The organism is Pseudomonas sp. TWR2-1-1 (assembly GCF_049897045.1).
Lineage (GTDB): Bacteria > Pseudomonadota > Gammaproteobacteria > Pseudomonadales > Pseudomonadaceae > Aquipseudomonas > Aquipseudomonas versuta.
Map to the genome: position 1 here is coordinate 23,623 of NZ_JAFCVM010000013.1, position 16,145 is coordinate 39,767.

At 58.5% G+C, this 16,145-nt stretch carries 17 protein-coding genes; 10 read left to right on the forward strand and 7 right to left on the reverse strand.

The features are described from left to right. Positions 1-113: 113 nt before the first annotated feature. Together ACP7BO_RS22885 and ACP7BO_RS22890 are read right to left on the reverse strand one after the other, a co-directional pair. Complete coding sequence (locus ACP7BO_RS22885; RefSeq protein WP_003441620.1) at positions 114-488, reverse strand: YajD family HNH nuclease; 375 nt, start codon at positions 486-488, stop codon at positions 114-116. 52 nt (positions 489-540) lie between these two features. Next, the gene (locus tag ACP7BO_RS22890; RefSeq protein ID WP_010656469.1) at positions 541-1,227 is read right to left on the reverse strand and encodes a spermidine synthase; all 687 of its coding nucleotides are present in this window, start codon (positions 1,225-1,227) and stop codon (positions 541-543) included. A gap of 82 nt (positions 1,228-1,309) precedes the next feature. Between ACP7BO_RS22890 and ACP7BO_RS22895 the strand changes: the two genes are divergently transcribed. Next, positions 1,310-1,606: a hypothetical protein gene (locus tag ACP7BO_RS22895; RefSeq protein WP_397454387.1), complete on the forward strand. Its 297-nt coding sequence runs from the start codon at positions 1,310-1,312 to the stop codon at positions 1,604-1,606. 47 nt (positions 1,607-1,653) lie between these two features. Here the strand turns inward: ACP7BO_RS22895 and ACP7BO_RS22900 are convergent, their stop codons facing one another. Further along, positions 1,654-3,699 (reverse strand): S9 family peptidase, encoded by a 2,046-nt coding sequence (locus ACP7BO_RS22900; RefSeq protein ID WP_426212860.1) that lies wholly within the window; start codon positions 3,697-3,699, stop codon positions 1,654-1,656. Between the two features lie 100 nt (positions 3,700-3,799). Between ACP7BO_RS22900 and ACP7BO_RS22905 the strand changes: the two genes are divergently transcribed. The 6 genes from ACP7BO_RS22905 to ACP7BO_RS22930 all read left to right on the forward strand — a co-directional run bounded on the left by ACP7BO_RS22905 (position 3,800) and on the right by ACP7BO_RS22930 (position 8,184). Next, entirely contained in the window at positions 3,800-4,294 is a 495-nt protein-coding gene (locus tag ACP7BO_RS22905) for a hypothetical protein (protein ID WP_060696951.1), read from the forward strand. A gap of 36 nt (positions 4,295-4,330) precedes the next feature. Further along, positions 4,331-5,107, forward strand: coding sequence for a class II glutamine amidotransferase (locus tag ACP7BO_RS22910; RefSeq protein WP_073509285.1), 777 nt, complete (start codon positions 4,331-4,333; stop codon positions 5,105-5,107). A gap of 12 nt (positions 5,108-5,119) precedes the next feature. Beyond that, positions 5,120-5,653, forward strand: coding sequence for a DUF2937 family protein (locus ACP7BO_RS22915; protein ID WP_060694049.1), 534 nt, complete (start codon positions 5,120-5,122; stop codon positions 5,651-5,653). A gap of 160 nt (positions 5,654-5,813) precedes the next feature. Then, positions 5,814-6,566, forward strand: a complete 753-nt coding sequence (locus ACP7BO_RS22920) for a 5-oxoprolinase subunit PxpA (protein WP_426212861.1) — start codon at positions 5,814-5,816, stop codon at positions 6,564-6,566. Then, positions 6,563-7,267, forward strand: a complete 705-nt coding sequence (gene pxpB / locus ACP7BO_RS22925) for a 5-oxoprolinase subunit PxpB (protein ID WP_426212862.1) — start codon at positions 6,563-6,565, stop codon at positions 7,265-7,267. Before ACP7BO_RS22920 ends, pxpB begins: the two co-directional genes overlap by 4 nt. Continuing rightward, a complete protein-coding gene (locus ACP7BO_RS22930; protein ID WP_426212863.1) occupies positions 7,264-8,184 on the forward strand; it encodes a biotin-dependent carboxyltransferase family protein in 921 nt (306 codons plus the stop codon). Before pxpB ends, ACP7BO_RS22930 begins: the two co-directional genes overlap by 4 nt. 101 nt (positions 8,185-8,285) lie before the next feature. Here the strand turns inward: ACP7BO_RS22930 and ACP7BO_RS22935 are convergent, their stop codons facing one another. From ACP7BO_RS22935 to ACP7BO_RS22945, 3 genes are all read right to left on the reverse strand, one after another. Beyond that, entirely contained in the window at positions 8,286-9,464 is a 1,179-nt protein-coding gene (locus ACP7BO_RS22935; protein WP_060694040.1) for a vWA domain-containing protein, read from the reverse strand. A gap of 21 nt (positions 9,465-9,485) precedes the next feature. Next, complete coding sequence (locus ACP7BO_RS22940) at positions 9,486-10,331, reverse strand: AAA family ATPase (RefSeq protein WP_060694038.1); 846 nt, start codon at positions 10,329-10,331, stop codon at positions 9,486-9,488. A 143-nt stretch (positions 10,332-10,474) separates the two neighbouring features. Continuing rightward, on the reverse strand, positions 10,475-11,551 hold the full coding sequence (locus ACP7BO_RS22945) for a DUF748 domain-containing protein (RefSeq protein WP_426212864.1): 1,077 nt from the start codon (positions 11,549-11,551) through the stop codon (positions 10,475-10,477). Positions 11,552-11,672: 121 nt separating this feature from the next. Here ACP7BO_RS22945 and cysK point away from each other — a divergent pair, with 121 nt between their 5' ends. From cysK to ACP7BO_RS22960, 3 genes are all read left to right on the forward strand, one after another. Continuing rightward, positions 11,673-12,647: a cysteine synthase A gene (gene cysK / locus ACP7BO_RS22950; RefSeq protein ID WP_060694035.1), complete on the forward strand. Its 975-nt coding sequence runs from the start codon at positions 11,673-11,675 to the stop codon at positions 12,645-12,647. A gap of 267 nt (positions 12,648-12,914) precedes the next feature. Then, entirely contained in the window at positions 12,915-13,853 is a 939-nt protein-coding gene (locus tag ACP7BO_RS22955; RefSeq protein WP_003441646.1) for an aspartyl/asparaginyl beta-hydroxylase domain-containing protein, read from the forward strand. A gap of 333 nt (positions 13,854-14,186) precedes the next feature. Beyond that, complete coding sequence (locus tag ACP7BO_RS22960; RefSeq protein ID WP_426212865.1) at positions 14,187-15,050, forward strand: DMT family transporter; 864 nt, start codon at positions 14,187-14,189, stop codon at positions 15,048-15,050. A 107-nt stretch (positions 15,051-15,157) separates the two neighbouring features. Here the strand turns inward: ACP7BO_RS22960 and ACP7BO_RS22965 are convergent, their stop codons facing one another. Further along, positions 15,158-16,060, reverse strand: a complete 903-nt coding sequence (locus ACP7BO_RS22965) for a DMT family transporter (protein ID WP_397454379.1) — start codon at positions 16,058-16,060, stop codon at positions 15,158-15,160. Between the last annotated feature and the right edge of the window lie 85 nt (positions 16,061-16,145).

Consider the following 16,145-nt stretch of genomic DNA (forward strand, 5'->3'; position numbering starts at 1 on the left):
CGGGTTGTGCCGTGGCCTCTTGTGGGAGCTGGCTTGCCAGCGATGCAATCGCCCCGGTTTTGACTGTCATTCCGGGTCGAAGCCATCGCTGGCAAGCCAGCTCCACCCATGTACTACTCGTCTTTCTTCATCAACCCGGCCAGCGCGGCAAACGGGTTATGGGTTGCCTTGGCGATCTTCGGGCTGCTGGTGGAGCTTTCCGAGAAGTACTGCTGGTCGGTATAACGCGAGTGCTCGTTATCGTGGCAGTACAGGCATAGCAGCTCCCAGTTGGAGCCGTCTTGCGGATTGTTGTCGTGGTTGTGGTCACGGTGGTGGACGGTCAGTTCGCTCAGGCGCTTGCCGGCGAATTCACGGGCGCAGCGGCCACACACGTGGGGATACATTTTCAGGGCTTTGTCGCGATAGCCCATCTCGCGGTCACGCTGGGCATCGGCCAGGATGCGGTCCAGCTTGGCAGTGTGGGACGGTGGGTTGGCCGAACTCATGGGTTCACCTTTTAGGACGAATGACGGTTATGTCGTGAAGTTTAGCTGTGGATCAGCCTTTGATTTTTTCAGCAATCCAAATGGTATGCCGGGTGCCCTTGTTGCCGTGGGCGAATACCTGGACTTCTTCGGCTTTGAAACCGGCTTTGCGCAACTTGTCCGAAAACTGTTTGTCAGCGCTGGCCGACCAGACTGCCAGTACGCCTTTTGGTCGAAGGGCCTTGGCGCAGGCACTCAATCCACCTGCCGAGTACAGCCAGCTGTTGGCTTTTTGGGTCAGGCCTTCGGGGCCGTTGTCGACGTCGAGCATGATCGCATCAAAGCCGTTGGGCTCGGCTTGCAGCACCTTGGCTACGTCTTCCATACGGATGACGGTGCGAGGGTCCTGCAAAGGGTTGCCCGATTTCTCACCCAGAGGGCCGCGGTTCCATTCCACGACCCCAGGCACCAGCTCGGCCACTACCACTTCGGCGGTCTTGCCCAAATGCTTGAGGGCCGAAGCCAGGGTGAAGCCCATGCCCAGGCCACCGATCAAGACCCGCGATTGCGGGCGCCCGGCGACTTTGCGGCAAGGGATTTCGGCCAGTGCATCTTCGGAGCCGTGCATGCGGGTGTTCATCAACTGGCCGCCGTCACCGCCCTGAATTTTGATCACGAAGTCTTCGCCGTACTCGAACAGGCACAAGGCACCGCCGTTTTCAGGGATCGGGGTGGTGTCGAGCAGAACAAAACGTTTCATGGAAATCTCATAGAAGGGGACAAAAACAACTGGTTACGAGTAGCCTGAGGGCAGACAAGCCGGTCTGGCAACGGAGTGATTGATGAAACGCACTATTCTAACGGTCATTGTGTGGAGCGCGCTCTCGATAAGTGCGGCCCATGCAGCTGAAACGACCATCGTCCCGAGCGCACCTGTGACGCCTGCACCGGGTTCACCGGGTACCGCTACGCCAACCCCGTATCCTCAGATCACTCCACGCGCCGTGCCCAAGCCCGTCAGCGGCAGTGGCAGCCTGATTGCGCTGCCGCCTATCGACCTGCCGCAGCCGCCGCCCAAGGATCAGCCGCTACCGGGGCTTGAGCCTAAAGACCCGAAATCCAAACCCCCGGCAGACTGATCACCCTATTTTTGTGGGAGCTGGCAAACCAGCCCCCATGGGCTCTTTTAGATCCCCAGCACCTTGAACACAAACGCATACTCCAGTGCTACGTCGCGCAGGCCTTGATAGCGCCCGCTCATGCCGCCATGGCCAGCCTCCAGTTCGGTCTTGAGCAGCAGCAGATTGTCGTCGGTTTTGGTGGCGCGCAGTTTGGCCACCCATTTGGCGGCTTCCCAGTACTGCACGCGGCTGTCGTTGTAGCCGGCAATCACCAGCATCGCCGGGTATGCCTGTGCCGTGACGTTTTCATACGGCGCATAGGCTTTGATGCGTGCATACACCTCGGGTTCTTGCGGATTACCCCATTCGTCGTACTCGGTCACCGTCAGCGGCAGTTCGGGGTCGAGCATGGTGTTGAGCACGTCGACAAACGGTACTTCGGCAATGGCTGCCTTGAACAGATCCGGTCGCTGATTGAGCACTGCGCCAATCAACAGGCCGCCAGCGCTGCCGCCGCTGATAACCAGCTGGTCCGAGCGGGTCAGGCCCTTGTCGATCAAGTGCTCGGCACAGGCGATAAAGTCGCTGAAAGTGTTGTGCTTGTTTTCCTGTTTGCCGGCCCGATACCAGGCTTCGCCCAGTTCGCCGCCGCCGCGTACGTGGGCAATGGCAAAGGCAACCCCGCGCTCGAGCAGACTCAGGCGGGCATGGGAAAACCATGGGTCGAGACTTTCGCCATAGGCGCCATAGCCATATAGATAAAGCGGCACAGGTTTGCCCAGCGCATTACGTTTGACCACCAGGCTGATCGGCACTTGAGTGCCGTCCGGTGCCGTGGCCCACAAGCGCTGGCTTACATAGTCATCGGCATTGAACGGCCCCAGTACCGGAGTTTCCTTGAGAACGCTTTGTTCGCCCGTGGCCAGGGTGAGCTGGCGCACTTGCGCAGGGCGATTGAGTGACTCATAGCGCAGGCGGACATGCTGGCTGTCAAACTCCAGACTGTCTTGCACATACAGGCTGTAGGCCGCATCCGGCAATTGCACGCGATAAGCCGGCAAACCCCGTGGGCGAACTTCGATGATTGGCAGTCCGCCTTCGCGCAGGCTCAGGCACAGGGCGTGGGCATTGAGGCTCAAGCCTTCCAGCATCACGCCAGGGTTATGCGCGATCAGCAGTTGCCACTCATTACGCGTCGGCACATCGCCCAGCGCGTAATAGAGAGCAAAGTTGATGCCGTCCTGATTGGTACGGATAAACCAGGCCCATTGCTCTTCGTAAAGACCATGGTCAACGCTGTAGTCGTGCCCCTCAACCCGCGGCGCCAGGCAGTTGAAAGCCTGTTGCGGGTGATCGGCATCCAGTACCCAGCTTTCGCTGGTGGTTTTGCTGTTAAGCAGCAGGATCAGCTGGCGTTCGGAGCTTGAGCGATAGCAATGCAGGAAAAATCGCCCGTCCGGCTCATGAAACACTTCGTGCGCAGCGGTTTCGCCCAAGGTGTGGCGCCACAGCTTGTGCGGGCGATGGGTCTCGTCCAGCTCTGCGAAAAACAGGGTCTGGCTGTCATTGGCCCAGGTCATGCTGCCATCGCAATCGGCAAACGGCAGCTCGGTCACGGCGCCGCTGCTTAACTCCTTGATGAACAGCTGGTAGGTTTCTTCGCCGCTGGTGTCCAGGCTGTAGGCCAGACGTTGATGGTCGGGGCTGATACTGAAAGCGCCCAGGGAAATAAAGCCGCCGTCGGCGAGGGCGTTCGGGTCCAGCAACAACTGCTCGGCGCTTTCGTCGATCTGCTGGCTGCCGTCGATCGGACGCGGGCAGCGGTAGTGGCGCGCGTACTCGTCGCCGGCGATGGTGCGTGTGTAATACAGATACGGACCCCAGGGGGAGGGGAGCGACAGATCAGTCTCGCGAATTCGGCCCTTGATCTCTTGAAACAACGTCTCACGCAGTTGCGCCTGATCGGCCAATTGCGCTTCCTGATAGCTGTTTTCAGCTTTCAGGTAGTCCAAAACCTCTTTGCTATCGCGATTTTGTAACCACGAATAGGGGTCTGGACCCTGGATCTTATGTGCGATAGGGGCGCTGTTTGCGTAGGCTGATTCAGTCATTGAGTGTTCTCTGAAACCTGCAGGAAAAGAAGTGACGCTGACGGCGGTGCAGCCGCATTGCCTAAAAGCCGTTATCATAGCGCCTCATTGCCTGCCGACCATGGATACCATGACCGAGAACGACTATCTGATCGCCTGGGGCCTTTACGCCTTTGCCGCTTTGGGCTGCCTGCTCGTATGGTGGCGCCTGACCCGCTTTATGTGGCGCTGGTTGCGTGAACCTTTGCGCGTACTGATGGCAGTGCTGCTGTTGAGCCCGACCATTATTGACCCGGTGAAAGAAAAATTTGCCCCTGCAGTGGCCATCACTGCCCTGGACCTCGCGTTCAAAGTAGGCAATAACGCCTGGCGTGCCGTCTCGGACCTGTTGATGTACGCCATCTTCGCGCTCTGCCTGTATGCGGTTTTTGTGCTGATTCGCTGGCCCATCGAACGTTCGCGCAAGGCTCGCAATGCGCAAGCCGCCGCAAACGAACAAGCGCGCCACAAAGATCCTGAAGACGACCAGCCTTTCGGCCCGGCTGGCGATGATCGCTATGTGCGCCCGGCAGCGCCGCGTGCTGCGGGCCCGTCGCGGGTTGAACCACGGCTGTAATCCTTTTCCGTTGAGCTTGAATGCGAGAGTGCGAGCGTGTGTGAATTATTGGGCATGAGCGCCAACGTCCCGACCGATATTGTGTTCAGCTTCACCGGCCTGATGCAGCGGGGCGGGCGTACCGGACCGCATCGCGATGGCTGGGGCATTGCCTTCTATGAAGGCCGTGGCCTGCGTCTGTTTCAGGACCCGGCTGCCAGTTGCGACTCCGAAGTCGCCTTGCTGGTGCAGCGTTATCCAATCAAAAGCGAAGTGGTGATTGGCCATATCCGCCAGGCCAACGTCGGCAAGGTCTGCCTGTCCAATACCCATCCGTTCGTCCGTGAGCTGTGGGGGCGCAACTGGTGCTTCGCGCACAACGGCCAGTTGGCTGACTTCTCCCCGAGTACCAGCTTTTACCGTCCCGTTGGCGACACTGACAGCGAAGCCGCATTTTGTGATGTGCTTAACCGGGTTCGCCAGGCCTTCCCCGAGCCGGTTGACGTGGAAACGATCCTGCCTGTGTTGGTCGCCGCGTGCGCCGAATTTCGCAGCAAAGGGGTGTTCAACTGCCTGCTCAGCGATGGTGACTGGCTGTTCTGCTACTGCTCGACCAAGCTGGCGCAGATCACGCGCCGGGCCCCGTTTGGACCGGCACGCCTGAAGGATGTCGACGTGATCGTGGACTTTCAGTCAGAAACCACGCCCAACGATGTGGTGACGGTGATCGCCACGGAACCGCTGACTGAAAACGAAACCTGGACGCGTTACGAGCCGGGCCAATGGAGCTTGTGGCGACGCGGCGAATGCGTCAGCCAGGGCACAACCGAATAAGGATGCGCCTGCATGTTTTTGAGCTATTTGCGGTTGGTGCTGTTTACGTTGGGCTTGTTGATCGGCGTGCAAGTGCCGGGCTTTATCAATGATTACGCCAACCGCGTCGAAGCTCACCTGATCGAGGCGCAGACCGGGCTGGCGGGTTTTCAAAACACCGCCAACCAGTTTTTCAAAGGCGATCTGCAAGCGCTGGTTGCGCATTATCAGGCCAGTGACGACCCGGTATTTCGCAGCGATGCCAGCAGCCTGAGCACGTTGCTCAACCGCCAGCGCCTGCTCGACGATCAGTTCCAGGCCATGCAGGGCCCGTGGTACATGCGCGCCCTGCAAGTCGCCTACGCAGCCGACCCGGCAATTCGTCAGGAAACCATCGACACTTACACCTATCAGATACTGCTCTCGCCGACGGCCATTGGCTGGGCAATGGCGGGTGCACTGCTGTTTTCCTTCATCATCGAAGGTTTCTTGCGGCTCGTGGACTGGGTCGTTCTGGGAGGCAAGCGCCAGCGCGAACGTATTGCCCGCCGAGAGCGTAATAGCTGACCCCGACATACGCCTGTAGCACACAGGTTGGCCCGGAAGAAATTTAAGCAAACAACTTTTTCTTATCCCTGAGTCCGGCTTTTATTAGTTGGACGAACGGCATGCTGCTGTCCAAAAATGCCCTACACCTAAACTATAAGAAGACCACAGGAGCATCGCCGTGAGCCGCCTGTTATTGAATTGCGATATTGGTGAGAGTTTTGGCAGCTGGACCATGGGCCTGGATGCCGAGGTCATGCCGTTTATTGATTGCGCCAACATTGCCTGCGGTTTTCACGCAGGGGATCCGGGGATCATGCGCAAAACCGTGGGTCTGGCATTGGCCCATGACGTGAAAATCGGCGCCCACCCCGCGTATCAAGACCTCGCCGGCTTTGGTCGACGCTCCATGGCCTATTCGGCGCAAGAGCTGCAAGACCTGTTGCACTATCAGATAGGCGCTCTGGACGGCATCTGTCGCGCCCAGGGCACGCGGGTCAGCTACGTCAAACCCCACGGGGCGATGTACAACGACATGATGGCCAACCCTGCACAGTTGCGGGCGGTGGTGCAGGCCGTGGCCGCTTACGACCCGGGCTTGCCGCTGATGTTGATGGCCACCCGCGATAACAGCGCAGCGCAAGCCATCGGTGAGGAGTTTGGCGTAACCCTGTGGTTCGAGGCCTTTGCCGACCGCGCCTACGACAGCGCCGGACATCTGGTTTCGCGGCAACTGCCGGGGGCCGTGCATCACGACGCCGACGTCATCGTGCAACAGGCCCTGACCATCGCTGCAGGCCAGGCCTTGCTGGCCAGTGACGGCAGTGCCTTGCATCTGCACGCCAATACCTTGTGCGTGCATGGCGACAACGCCGGTTCGGTCGCCGCCGTACAGCGCATTCGCCAGGCCCTGAGTCAGCAGGCACAGGGATGAAGCCACGGATTGAAGTGGTGGCCATCGACTGCCTGATGCTGCGTCTGTTCGATGAAATTGCAGAAACCAATATGCCGTGGATGCTGGCTGCCAGCGAGCGTCTGCGCACCTGCTTTGCCGGCTATCTGGTCGACCTAGTGCCGTCCTACACCACCTTGATGGTGCATTACGACGGGCTGGCGTTGACTCCGTCCCATGCCCGCGAGCGGATCGCCCAGGCGTTGACGGATCTGCGCCCGGAAACCCGGAGCCTGGGCCAGTCTCACGTAGTGCCCGTGTGGTACGACCCGAGTGTGGGGCCGGAGCTCGCCTTGCTGGCCAAGCGCACCGGCTGGACGGTGAGCGAAGTCATTCGTCGCCACAGTGAGCATCAATATCAGGTGTTCGCGCTGGGTTTTGCCCCGGGTTTTGCCTTTATGGGGCTGGTCGATGAAGCCCTGGCCGCGCCGCGTCTGGATACCCCGCGCAAACGTGTCGCCACCGGCAGCGTCGGGATTGCCGAGCGCCAGACCGCGGCCTATCCCGCGCAGTCGCCCGGCGGTTGGAACCTCATCGGCCGTACCCCGAGCGCATTGTTTGATCGCGAACGTGATGGTTACAGCCTCATGCAGCCTGGCGACACGGTGCAGTTCGCTCCTGTTTCCCACGCCGAATTTATCCGTTTAGGCGGTGATGACACGCCCCAGGAGGCCTTGGCATGAGCCGTTTACTGATTGAGGCCAGCAATCCGTTTTGCCTGCTGCAGGATGCCGGTCGTTTCGGTGTGCGGCACCTGGGTGTGACCCAGGGCGGGGCCGCAGACTGGATGTCCATGGCCTGGGCCAATTGGCTGCTGGGCAATTCGCCAGACGCAGCAGTCATCGAAATCACCCTTGGCGGCTTATCCGTTCTCGCGCAGGACGATTGCACGCTGGCTCTGGCCGGCGCGGATCTGGGGGCTGCGATTGACGGTCAAGGGTTGAAGCCCTGGCGCAGTTTCTTACTGAAAAAAGGCCAGACCCTGACCTTCACTCAGCCGCTGAACGGTGCCCGCACCTATCTGGCCGCCCCGGCAGGCTTTATCGCCCCTCAAGTGCTGGGCAGTTGCTCCACCGTGGTTCGTGAGCAGCTCGGCGGCCCCGATGGCTTTGGCCGGGCGCTGGCGGCAGGCGATGAGCTGAGTTATGGCGGGGCTGCGCAGCCGTTGCGTGAACTGCCGTCCCGGTACCTGCCCGAGTTCAGTCCCAAGCCGTTGCTGGATGTGGTGCTGGGTGCCCAAATGGGTGCTTTCAGTGGTCAAAGCACCTTTGACGCCTTCAATAACCCATGGACCCTGGACACTCGCGCCGACCGCATGGGCATCCGCCTGCTGGGCCCTGCGCTGGTCTACCAGGGGGCGCCGATGATTTCCGAAGGTATCCCGCAGGGGGCGATTCAGGTTCCGCCGGATGGTCAGCCGATTGTATTGCTCAATGACCGTCAGACCATTGGCGGATACCCGCGCCTGGGCGCCTTGACCCCGCTGGCGCTGGCGCGTCTGGCCCAGTGTTTGCCGGGGGAGGTGGTGTACATGCGCCCGGCCACCCAAGATGCGGCGCAACGTCAGCACGTGGCGTTTATGCAACGGTTTACCGAATAACAACGCACTCCGCAGGAGCGAACTTGCTCACGAGTTCTTCAGCGCAATTGAAGTGCCCGCGAGCAAGCTCGCTCTTGCACCTGCACCTGCAGGGCTCATGATTATTTCGCCAGAAACCGCATCCCTTCTTCCAGCCCGTCCAGCGTCAACGGGTACATCCGGTCTTCGATAAGGTCACGTACGATTCCGGTCGAAGCGGTGTAGTTCCACGTGTCTTTGGGGTACGGATTAATCCAGATTAGTTTTTTGTATTTCTCCATGAAACGTTGCATCCACTTGTAGCCCGGCTCTTCGTTCCAGTGTTCGACACTGCCTCCGGCATGGGTGATTTCATAGGGCCCCATCGCCGCGTCGCCAATAAAGATCACTTTGTAATCGGCGCCGTATTTGTTCAGCAGATCCTGAGTGGAAATACGTTCGACCTGTCGGCGCTGGTTGTTCTTCCAGACCGACTCATAGATGAAGTTATGGAAGTAGAAATACTCCAGATGCTTGAACTCGGTTTTACAGGCCGAGAACAACTCTTCGCAGATCTTTACGTGAGAATCCATCGAGCCGCCAATATCAAACAGCAACAGCAGCTTGATGTTGTTACGCCGCTCCGGGCGCATCTGAATGTTCAGCAGGCCGGCATCGCGGGCGGTGTGATCGATGGTGCCATCGATATCCAGCTCTTCTGCCGCACCCTGACGGGCAAACTTGCGCAGGCGGCGTAGTGCAACTTTGATATTGCGCGTGCCCAGTTCAACCTGATCGTCGAGATTCTTGTACTCGCGCTGCTCCCAGACCTTGGCAGCCTTGCCCTGGCGCGCGCCGGCATCGCCCACCCGGATGCCCTCGGGGTGATAGCCGCCTGAGCCGAACGGGCTGGTACCGCCGGTACCGATCCATTTGTTGCCACCGGCATGGCGCTCCTTCTGCTCTTCAAGACGCTGCTTGAACGCTTCAATCAGCTTGTCGAGGCCGCCCAGCGACTGCAACTGTGCCCGGTCTTCGTCGCTCAGTGAGCGCTCGAATTCCTTGCGCAGCCAGTCTTCGGGAATCAAGGCCTCAAGGTGCTCATTGAGGTTTTGCAGGCCATTGAAGTAGGCGCCGAAGGCGCGGTCGAACTTGTCGAAATGGCGCTCGTCCTTCACCAGAATTGTGCGCGCCAGATAGTAAAACTCGTCCATGTCGGCGAAGGTCACGTGGTTTTTCAGCGCGTTGATCAGGTCCAGCAACTCGCGCACTGAAACCGGCACCTTGGCCGCCCGCATTTCATTGAACAGATTAAGCAGCATGCTTATCGCCTTCTGGAAAAATCAGCGATTACCGCGACGGCTCATGAACGCCAGACGCTCCAGCAATTGCACGTCCTGTTCGTTCTTCACCAGGGCGCCGGCCAGTGGCGGGATGGCTTTGGTCGGATCGCGCTCGCGCAGTACGGCTTCGCCAATGTTGTCGGCCATCAGCAGCTTCAGCCAGTCCACCAGCTCGGACGTCGAGGGTTTTTTCTTCAGGCCGGGCACTTTGCGCACGTCGAAAAATACGTCTAGCGCTTCACTGACCAGTTCTTTCTTGATGTCGGGAAAGTGCACGTCGACGATTTTTTGCAGCGTGGTGCGATCCGGGAAGCTGATGTAGTGGAAAAAGCAGCGGCGCAGGAAGGCGTCCGGCAGTTCTTTTTCGTTGTTGGAGGTAATGATGATGATCGGGCGCACTTTGGCCTTGATGGTTTCGTCGGTCTCGTAAACGTAGAACTCCATCTTGTCGAGCTCTTGCAGCAGGTCGTTCGGGAACTCGATGTCGGCCTTGTCGATTTCGTCGATCAGCAAAATAACCCGCTCTTGAGCTTCGAAGGCTTCCCACAATTTGCCCTTCTTCAGGTAATTGCGCACATCGTGGACTTTATCGACCCCCAGTTGTGAATCACGCAGGCGGCTGACCGCGTCGTATTCGTACAGGCCCTGATGGGCCTTGGTGGTGGACTTGATGTGCCAGGTGATCAGCTTGCAGCCAAAGGATTCTGCCAGTTGCTCGGCGAGCATGGTCTTGCCTGTGCCAGGTTCACCTTTGACCAGCAGCGGGCGCTCCAGGGTGATGGCCGCGTTGACCGCCAGTTTCAGGTCATCGGTGGCCACGTAGGCGCGGGTGCCTTCAAACTTCATCTGCAATTCCTCAAAGCATGACCCGGGCCCTGCAAGGGCAGGGCGGGAGAACAAAAAAGTATGTCTGACTATAACGCGAGCTTCTGCAGGCTGTGAATGTTCAGCGCCCATTCAGATAATGAACGGGCCGTCACTATCTGACTTCAGTCGGCTTCAGGTGCAGGCTGTTCGTAACGGGCGTTAAAGGCCTGAATAAAGCCATTGCGCAGAATCTGCACAAAGGCCTGAAACACACTGATGTCCTGGCGGTGGATGCTGCCTTTGAGTTCCACGCGGGTTGCAAACTGGTTTTTGTTCTGGTTCTTCAACACCGTCTCGGTCCCCCCGACAATCGCTTCCCAGATCGAACGAAAAATCCCTTTGTCCTTGTTCTCTACATCCTGTTGCCAGTTGAACACCTCAACATTGCGCAGCAGTGGCTTGATATATCCGTTGAGCTGACCTTTCTTGGCCTGGGCCTCGATCACCAGATCACCATTGCCGGCGTTGAAATCGAATTTGCCGTAGGCCGAAGCAAAACTGTTGAAGCGCTTTAATTCGATTTTGGTGGCGCGCAGACGAAACTCGAAATCCTCGAAGTTGCTCAGCGGGTCGAACGTGGCACTCACCTCCATCGGCGCCTGGCCCAGTAATAGCGCCTTGCCTTCGAGGCGTGCATCGCGTTCGCCTTTGAGGTCCACCACATTGGTCAGGTTATAGATGCTGGCATTTACCCGGGTGGCGCCAAGGTTTACCGGGGGCTTGGAGTTAAAGTTGCGAAAGGTGATTTCTCCGTCCTCAATTCGTACTTCGTTGAGGGTGATAGGCAGCAGTTTGCGTAATTGCTCGCGCCAGTCGGTTCCCTCACCGGTCTGGGAGGCTGACTTATTGGGACCGCCATCGACAAAGTTGATTTGCGGCCGGACAAACAGAGCCTCGGCCACCACCGCGTGGTCATACCAGAGCGAGTGCCAGCTGACTGAAAGGTCGAGGGCAGGCACGTTGACAAATGGTACTGGCACCTTGCCGGAGACCTTGACGATTTCCAGCCCGTTGATGCGGTACGCGCCACGCCACAAGGCCAGGTCCACATCGTGCACACTGCCCCGATAGTCGCCCATGTGGGCCAATTTATCGTTCAGGTAATTGCGCACCATGTCGGGCAGGGCAATGCGTATGCCCACCATCACCAAAACCAATACGGCCACCGCCAACAGCGACCCTCTATATCGTGCTTTCATGCTATTGCCTCCACTTGTACAAAATGGACTGCAACGCACACCAGACGTTCGCATGACTGGACGCCCGAGAACACGAGGCCTACCCTTGGGACCTTCCCAAAAGGTGAATAAGGACCCCGCCATGAGCCGCATTTTTGTAGATAACGCGCACTCCATCGGTAACACGCCTCTGGTGCAAATCAACAGCATTGCGCCCCGCGGCGTGACTATCCTGGCCAAGATTGAAGGGCGTAACCCGGGCTATTCGGTGAAGTGCCGGATCGGCGCCAACATGATCTGGGACGCCGAGAGCCGTGGCGTGCTCAAGCCGGGCATGACCATCATTGAACCGACGTCGGGCAATACCGGTATCGGTCTGGCTTTTGTGGCGGCGGCCCGGGGTTACAAATTGATGCTGACTATGCCGTCCTCCATGAGTATCGAGCGCCGCAAGGTGCTCAAGGCTCTGGGCGCCGAACTGGTCCTGACCGAGCCGGCCAAGGGCATGAAAGGGGCCATCGACAAGGCTGCCGAGATCTGTAACAGCGATCCTGAGCAGTATTTTATGCCCCAGCAGTTCGAAAACCCGGCCAACCCGGCGATCCACGAAAAAACCACCGGGCCGGAAATCTGGAACGACACCGACGGCGGTATTGACGTGCTGGTGGCAGGAGTGGGAACCGGCGGCACCATTACCGGGATTTCTCGCTACATCAAACACACCCAGGGCAAGCCGATTTTGTCGGTTGCTGTTGAACCCATCACCTCGCCGGTCATCACCCAGGCGCTGGCCGGTGAAGAGATCAAACCGTCTCCCCACAAGATCCAGGGCATCGGCGCCGGTTTTGTACCGAAAAACCTCGATTTGTCGATTCTCGATAAAGTCGAACTGGTCAGTGATGACGAATCCAAGGCTATGGCCCTGCGCTTGATGCACGAAGAAGGCATCTTGTGCGGGATCTCATGCGGCGCGGCAATGGCTGTGGCCGTACGTTTGGCCGAAACCCCGGAAATGCAGGGCAAGACTATCGTTGTGATCCTCCCCGACTCGGGTGAGCGCTACCTGTCGAGCTACCTGTTCAGCGACATGTTCAGCGAGCAGGAACTGCAGCAGTAAACCCGTTTTGGAGGGCGCTGGCTTGCCAGCGATTCAGGCACCGTGGTGCCGTCGCAGACAAGCCGGCCTCCGTCAGATGGATGCAACTGACCCAAATCAAGCACTCAGAGCTGCGACTTATGCACTATTAGCTCGTTATTACGTCTTCCTTAACGCCGAATGTTGGATCAGGCGGGTTTTGCCCGGGGCCGGGAGTGTTTATCATGGCCGGCTGCCACGTTGCATGACAGACCCGCGGCAGGTTGCCTATTTTCGAGGAGTTGTTGCATGACCTTATCCTTCGCCATCAAGGCAGGGCTGATACTGCTGTTTGTCGGCAGCATCCTTTACGTGCATTTGCGCGGCAAGGCGCGCTTGCCGGTGTTGCGCCAGTTCGTCAACCACTCCGCGTTCTTTGCGCCTTATAACGCCTTGATGTATCTGTTTTCCGGCGTCCCGTCCCGGCCCTATCTGGACCGCAGCAAGTTTCCCGAGCTGGATGTTCTTAAAGACAACTGGCAAGTGATTCGCGAAGAAGCCATGCACCTGTTCGATGAGGGCTATATCCGCGCCGCCGAAAAGAACAACGATGCCGGTTTTGGATCGTTCTTCAAAAAAGGCTGGAAGCGTTTTTACCTCAAGTGGTACGACAAAGCGCTGCCATCTGCCGAACTGCTGTGCCCTAAAACCGTTGAGCTGGTGAACAGTATCCCCAACGTCAAAGGCGCGATGTTTGCCCTGTTGCCGGGGGGCAGCCACCTCAACCCGCACCGGGACCCGTTTGCAGGTTCGTTGCGTTATCACCTGGGCCTGTCGACTCCTAACTCGGATGCTTGCCGGATCTTCGTTGATGGCGAGGAGTATTCCTGGCGCGATGGCGAGGACGTGATGTTCGACGAGACCTACGTGCACTGGGTCAAGAACGAAACCGACATCACCCGCGTCATCCTGTTTTGCGACATCGAACGGCCGCTCACCAGCCCCCTGATGACGCGTATCAACCGCTGGGTCAGCGCTCAGCTGGGCAAAGCCACTGCTCCGCAGAACACCGATGACGAGCGCGTAGGCGGTATCAACAAAGCCTATGCCTGGAGCAAGACCTTCAGCGACCGCTTCAGCGGCGTGGTCAAACAATGGAAGCGTCGCAACCCCAAACTGTACCGCGTGGCCCGCCCGATATTGGCCGTGATCGTGTTGCTGTTGCTGTGGCGCTGGTTGTTCGGTTAAGTCGTTGCTATTTGTATCGGGCGCTGGTTATAGTCAGCGCTCGCTGAGCCTGTGGCTCAACACTCTCTCTTCAAAAAAGATCAGCTCATGGCGGTTTCCACTCAACACAGCGTTGTCGTTTCAGCAGTCTCTGCTGGCGTAGTGCCGTGCGGCAACCAGCAGCCTGCGCAGATCAGTCACTATCCCCCTCCTGTCAGCAGCACTGTGGCCCCGCCACCAGGTGTTGTTGTAGCGGGCTGAACTGATGGTTCAGTTGCCCGTACCCGCCTGAAAAACCACTGAACTTCAGCCTCGGCTGAGTTGGCTTTTTTTGCCTGATGACAGGTGTTACCCATGTTTTCGATTTCTAAGGAATCCGCGCTGGCGGCTGTATCCACGAGCCTGTTCGTTCTGCTGTGGAGCAGCGGCGCAATCTTCTCCAAGTGGGGGCTGGCCCATGCATCGCCCTTTGCCTTTCTGTTGATCCGTTTTGCCATCGCCTTGCTGGCGCTGGTGCTGCTAATCCCGTTGATGAAGTTTCAGCTGCCCCGTGGCCTCAAGGGGATCGGTTATGCGCTCGCCACCGGTGCGGTGCTGTTGGGTGCCTATCAGATTTTTTACCTGCTGGCGCTGGACCTGAAAGTAACACCGGGGGTCATGGCCACAGTGATGGGGGTGCAACCTATCCTGACCGCCGTGATCTTGGAGCGGAGGCATTCCTTTAGCCGCTCTCTGGGGCTGCTGCTGGGCCTGGGCGGGTTGATTCTGGTGGTCTACCAGGGCATCGGTCTGGCCGGGTTGTCGTGGACCGGGATGCTGTATGCCTTGCTGGCTCTGGCCAGCATGACAGCGGGGACCTTGATGCAAAAGCGCATCACCCAAAACCCGCTGGGAACGCTGCCCCTGCAATACCTTGCGGGGTTGCTGATGTGTGCGGTGTTTGTGCCGTTCCAGCCATTTCACTTCGAACACAGCGCCGGATTTGTTGTGCCGGTGCTCTGGATGGGGCTGGTGGTTTCGGTGCTGGCCACTTTGCTGCTGTACCGGATGATCGCCAAAGGCAATCTGGTCAACGTCACCAGCCTGTTTTATCTGGTGCCGGCGGTGACTGCGGTGATGGACTACCTGATTTTCGGCAACAAACTGGCGGCCTTGAGCTTGCTGGGCATGGCGCTGATCATCATCGGGCTGGTGTTTGTGTTCCGTAAAACAGCCTGACACCCTGGCCTGTAGGAGCGAGCTTGCTCGCGAGCTGTACTTGTCGCGCGCAAGAGCTCGCGAGCAAGCTCGCTCCTACAGATCCACAGATCCACCGATTTACGGGTTTACGGGTTTACAGCTTTTGCCACTGCAGCAGGCTTGAGCACCAGCCATACCGCTACAGCAATCAGTACTCCGCCGTAGATATGCGCCATAGACAGCGGTTCATCCAGAAACAACGCGCCCCACAGCACGCCAAACGGCGGAATCATGAAGGTCACGGTCATGGATTTGACCGGGCCAATGCTGGTCAATAAACGGAAGTACAGAATGTAGGCAAACGCCGTACAGACCAGCCCAAGGCCCAACAGGGAAAGCCACACGCTTGCTCCGCCCCAACTGGCCGGCGGCTGGTTGATGGCGCTCAGGGCAAACAGTGGCAACAGAAACAGTGTGGCCCCGAGCATGCTGCCCAGTGCCGAAAGCCGGGGGTCAAGCCCGCCTTGCTGATCCAGCCAGCGGCGCGCCAGAAAACCGGCAAAGCCATAACAGGTGGTGGCCAGCAGGCAGGCGAGGGCGCCCATCAGCAGATCCATATCAAACGCCACTGGCCCGGCACGCGTCAGGATGCCGACACCGAACAACCCTAAAAACACCCCGGCCAGTTTGGTGGCAGTGAGTTTTTCGCTAAAAAACAACCCGCCAATCAGCACGCCCATCAGCGGTGTGGTCGCGTTAAAAATTGACGAATAACCTGCAGGTAATACCTGGGCCGCCACCGAATACAACGTGGCCGGAATGCCTGAATTGATTACACCCAGTATCAAAATCACCTTGAGCTTTCCGCCGAAATTCCAGCTCACGCGCATCAGCGCCAGAATCACGACCAGGCCGGTAGCGGCTATGGATACTCGAAAAAACGCGGTAGGAATGGTCCCGATCACCGGCGCAATAATCCGCATAAACAGAAAGCTGGCGCCCCAAATGCCAGCCAGTGACAGCATCCGTGCAATATCGACAAGTCTCACGGTGATTCCTTACAAGGTTTGAGCCGGGCAGTTTAGGGGATGCTGCGCGCAAGGCAATGGCTGCTTCGGGTTACCCTCTCCAGTT

Bases quoted from the DNA above. Each gene is read 5' to 3' on its own strand.
- ACP7BO_RS22940 (WP_060694038.1), bottom strand. From the start codon at position 10,331: ATGAAGTTTGAAGGCACCCGCGCCTACGTGGCCACCGATGACCTGAAA.
- pxpB (WP_426212862.1), top strand. From the start codon at position 6,563: ATGAAGCCACGGATTGAAGTGGTGGCCATCGACTGCCTGATGCTGCGT.
- ACP7BO_RS22960 (WP_426212865.1), top strand. From the start codon at position 14,187: ATGTTTTCGATTTCTAAGGAATCCGCGCTGGCGGCTGTATCCACGAGC.
- cysK (WP_060694035.1), top strand. From the start codon at position 11,673: ATGAGCCGCATTTTTGTAGATAACGCGCACTCCATCGGTAACACGCCT.
- ACP7BO_RS22900 (WP_426212860.1), bottom strand. From the start codon at position 3,699: ATGACTGAATCAGCCTACGCAAACAGCGCCCCTATCGCACATAAGATC.
- ACP7BO_RS22905 (WP_060696951.1), top strand. From the start codon at position 3,800: ATGGATACCATGACCGAGAACGACTATCTGATCGCCTGGGGCCTTTAC.
- ACP7BO_RS22890 (WP_010656469.1), bottom strand. From the start codon at position 1,227: ATGAAACGTTTTGTTCTGCTCGACACCACCCCGATCCCTGAAAACGGC.
- ACP7BO_RS22930 (WP_426212863.1), top strand. From the start codon at position 7,264: ATGAGCCGTTTACTGATTGAGGCCAGCAATCCGTTTTGCCTGCTGCAG.
- ACP7BO_RS22885 (WP_003441620.1), bottom strand. From the start codon at position 488: ATGAGTTCGGCCAACCCACCGTCCCACACTGCCAAGCTGGACCGCATC.
- ACP7BO_RS22955 (WP_003441646.1), top strand. From the start codon at position 12,915: ATGACCTTATCCTTCGCCATCAAGGCAGGGCTGATACTGCTGTTTGTC.
- ACP7BO_RS22935 (WP_060694040.1), bottom strand. From the start codon at position 9,464: ATGCTGCTTAATCTGTTCAATGAAATGCGGGCGGCCAAGGTGCCGGTT.
- ACP7BO_RS22915 (WP_060694049.1), top strand. From the start codon at position 5,120: ATGTTTTTGAGCTATTTGCGGTTGGTGCTGTTTACGTTGGGCTTGTTG.
- ACP7BO_RS22945 (WP_426212864.1), bottom strand. From the start codon at position 11,551: ATGAAAGCACGATATAGAGGGTCGCTGTTGGCGGTGGCCGTATTGGTT.
- ACP7BO_RS22895 (WP_397454387.1), top strand. From the start codon at position 1,310: ATGAAACGCACTATTCTAACGGTCATTGTGTGGAGCGCGCTCTCGATA.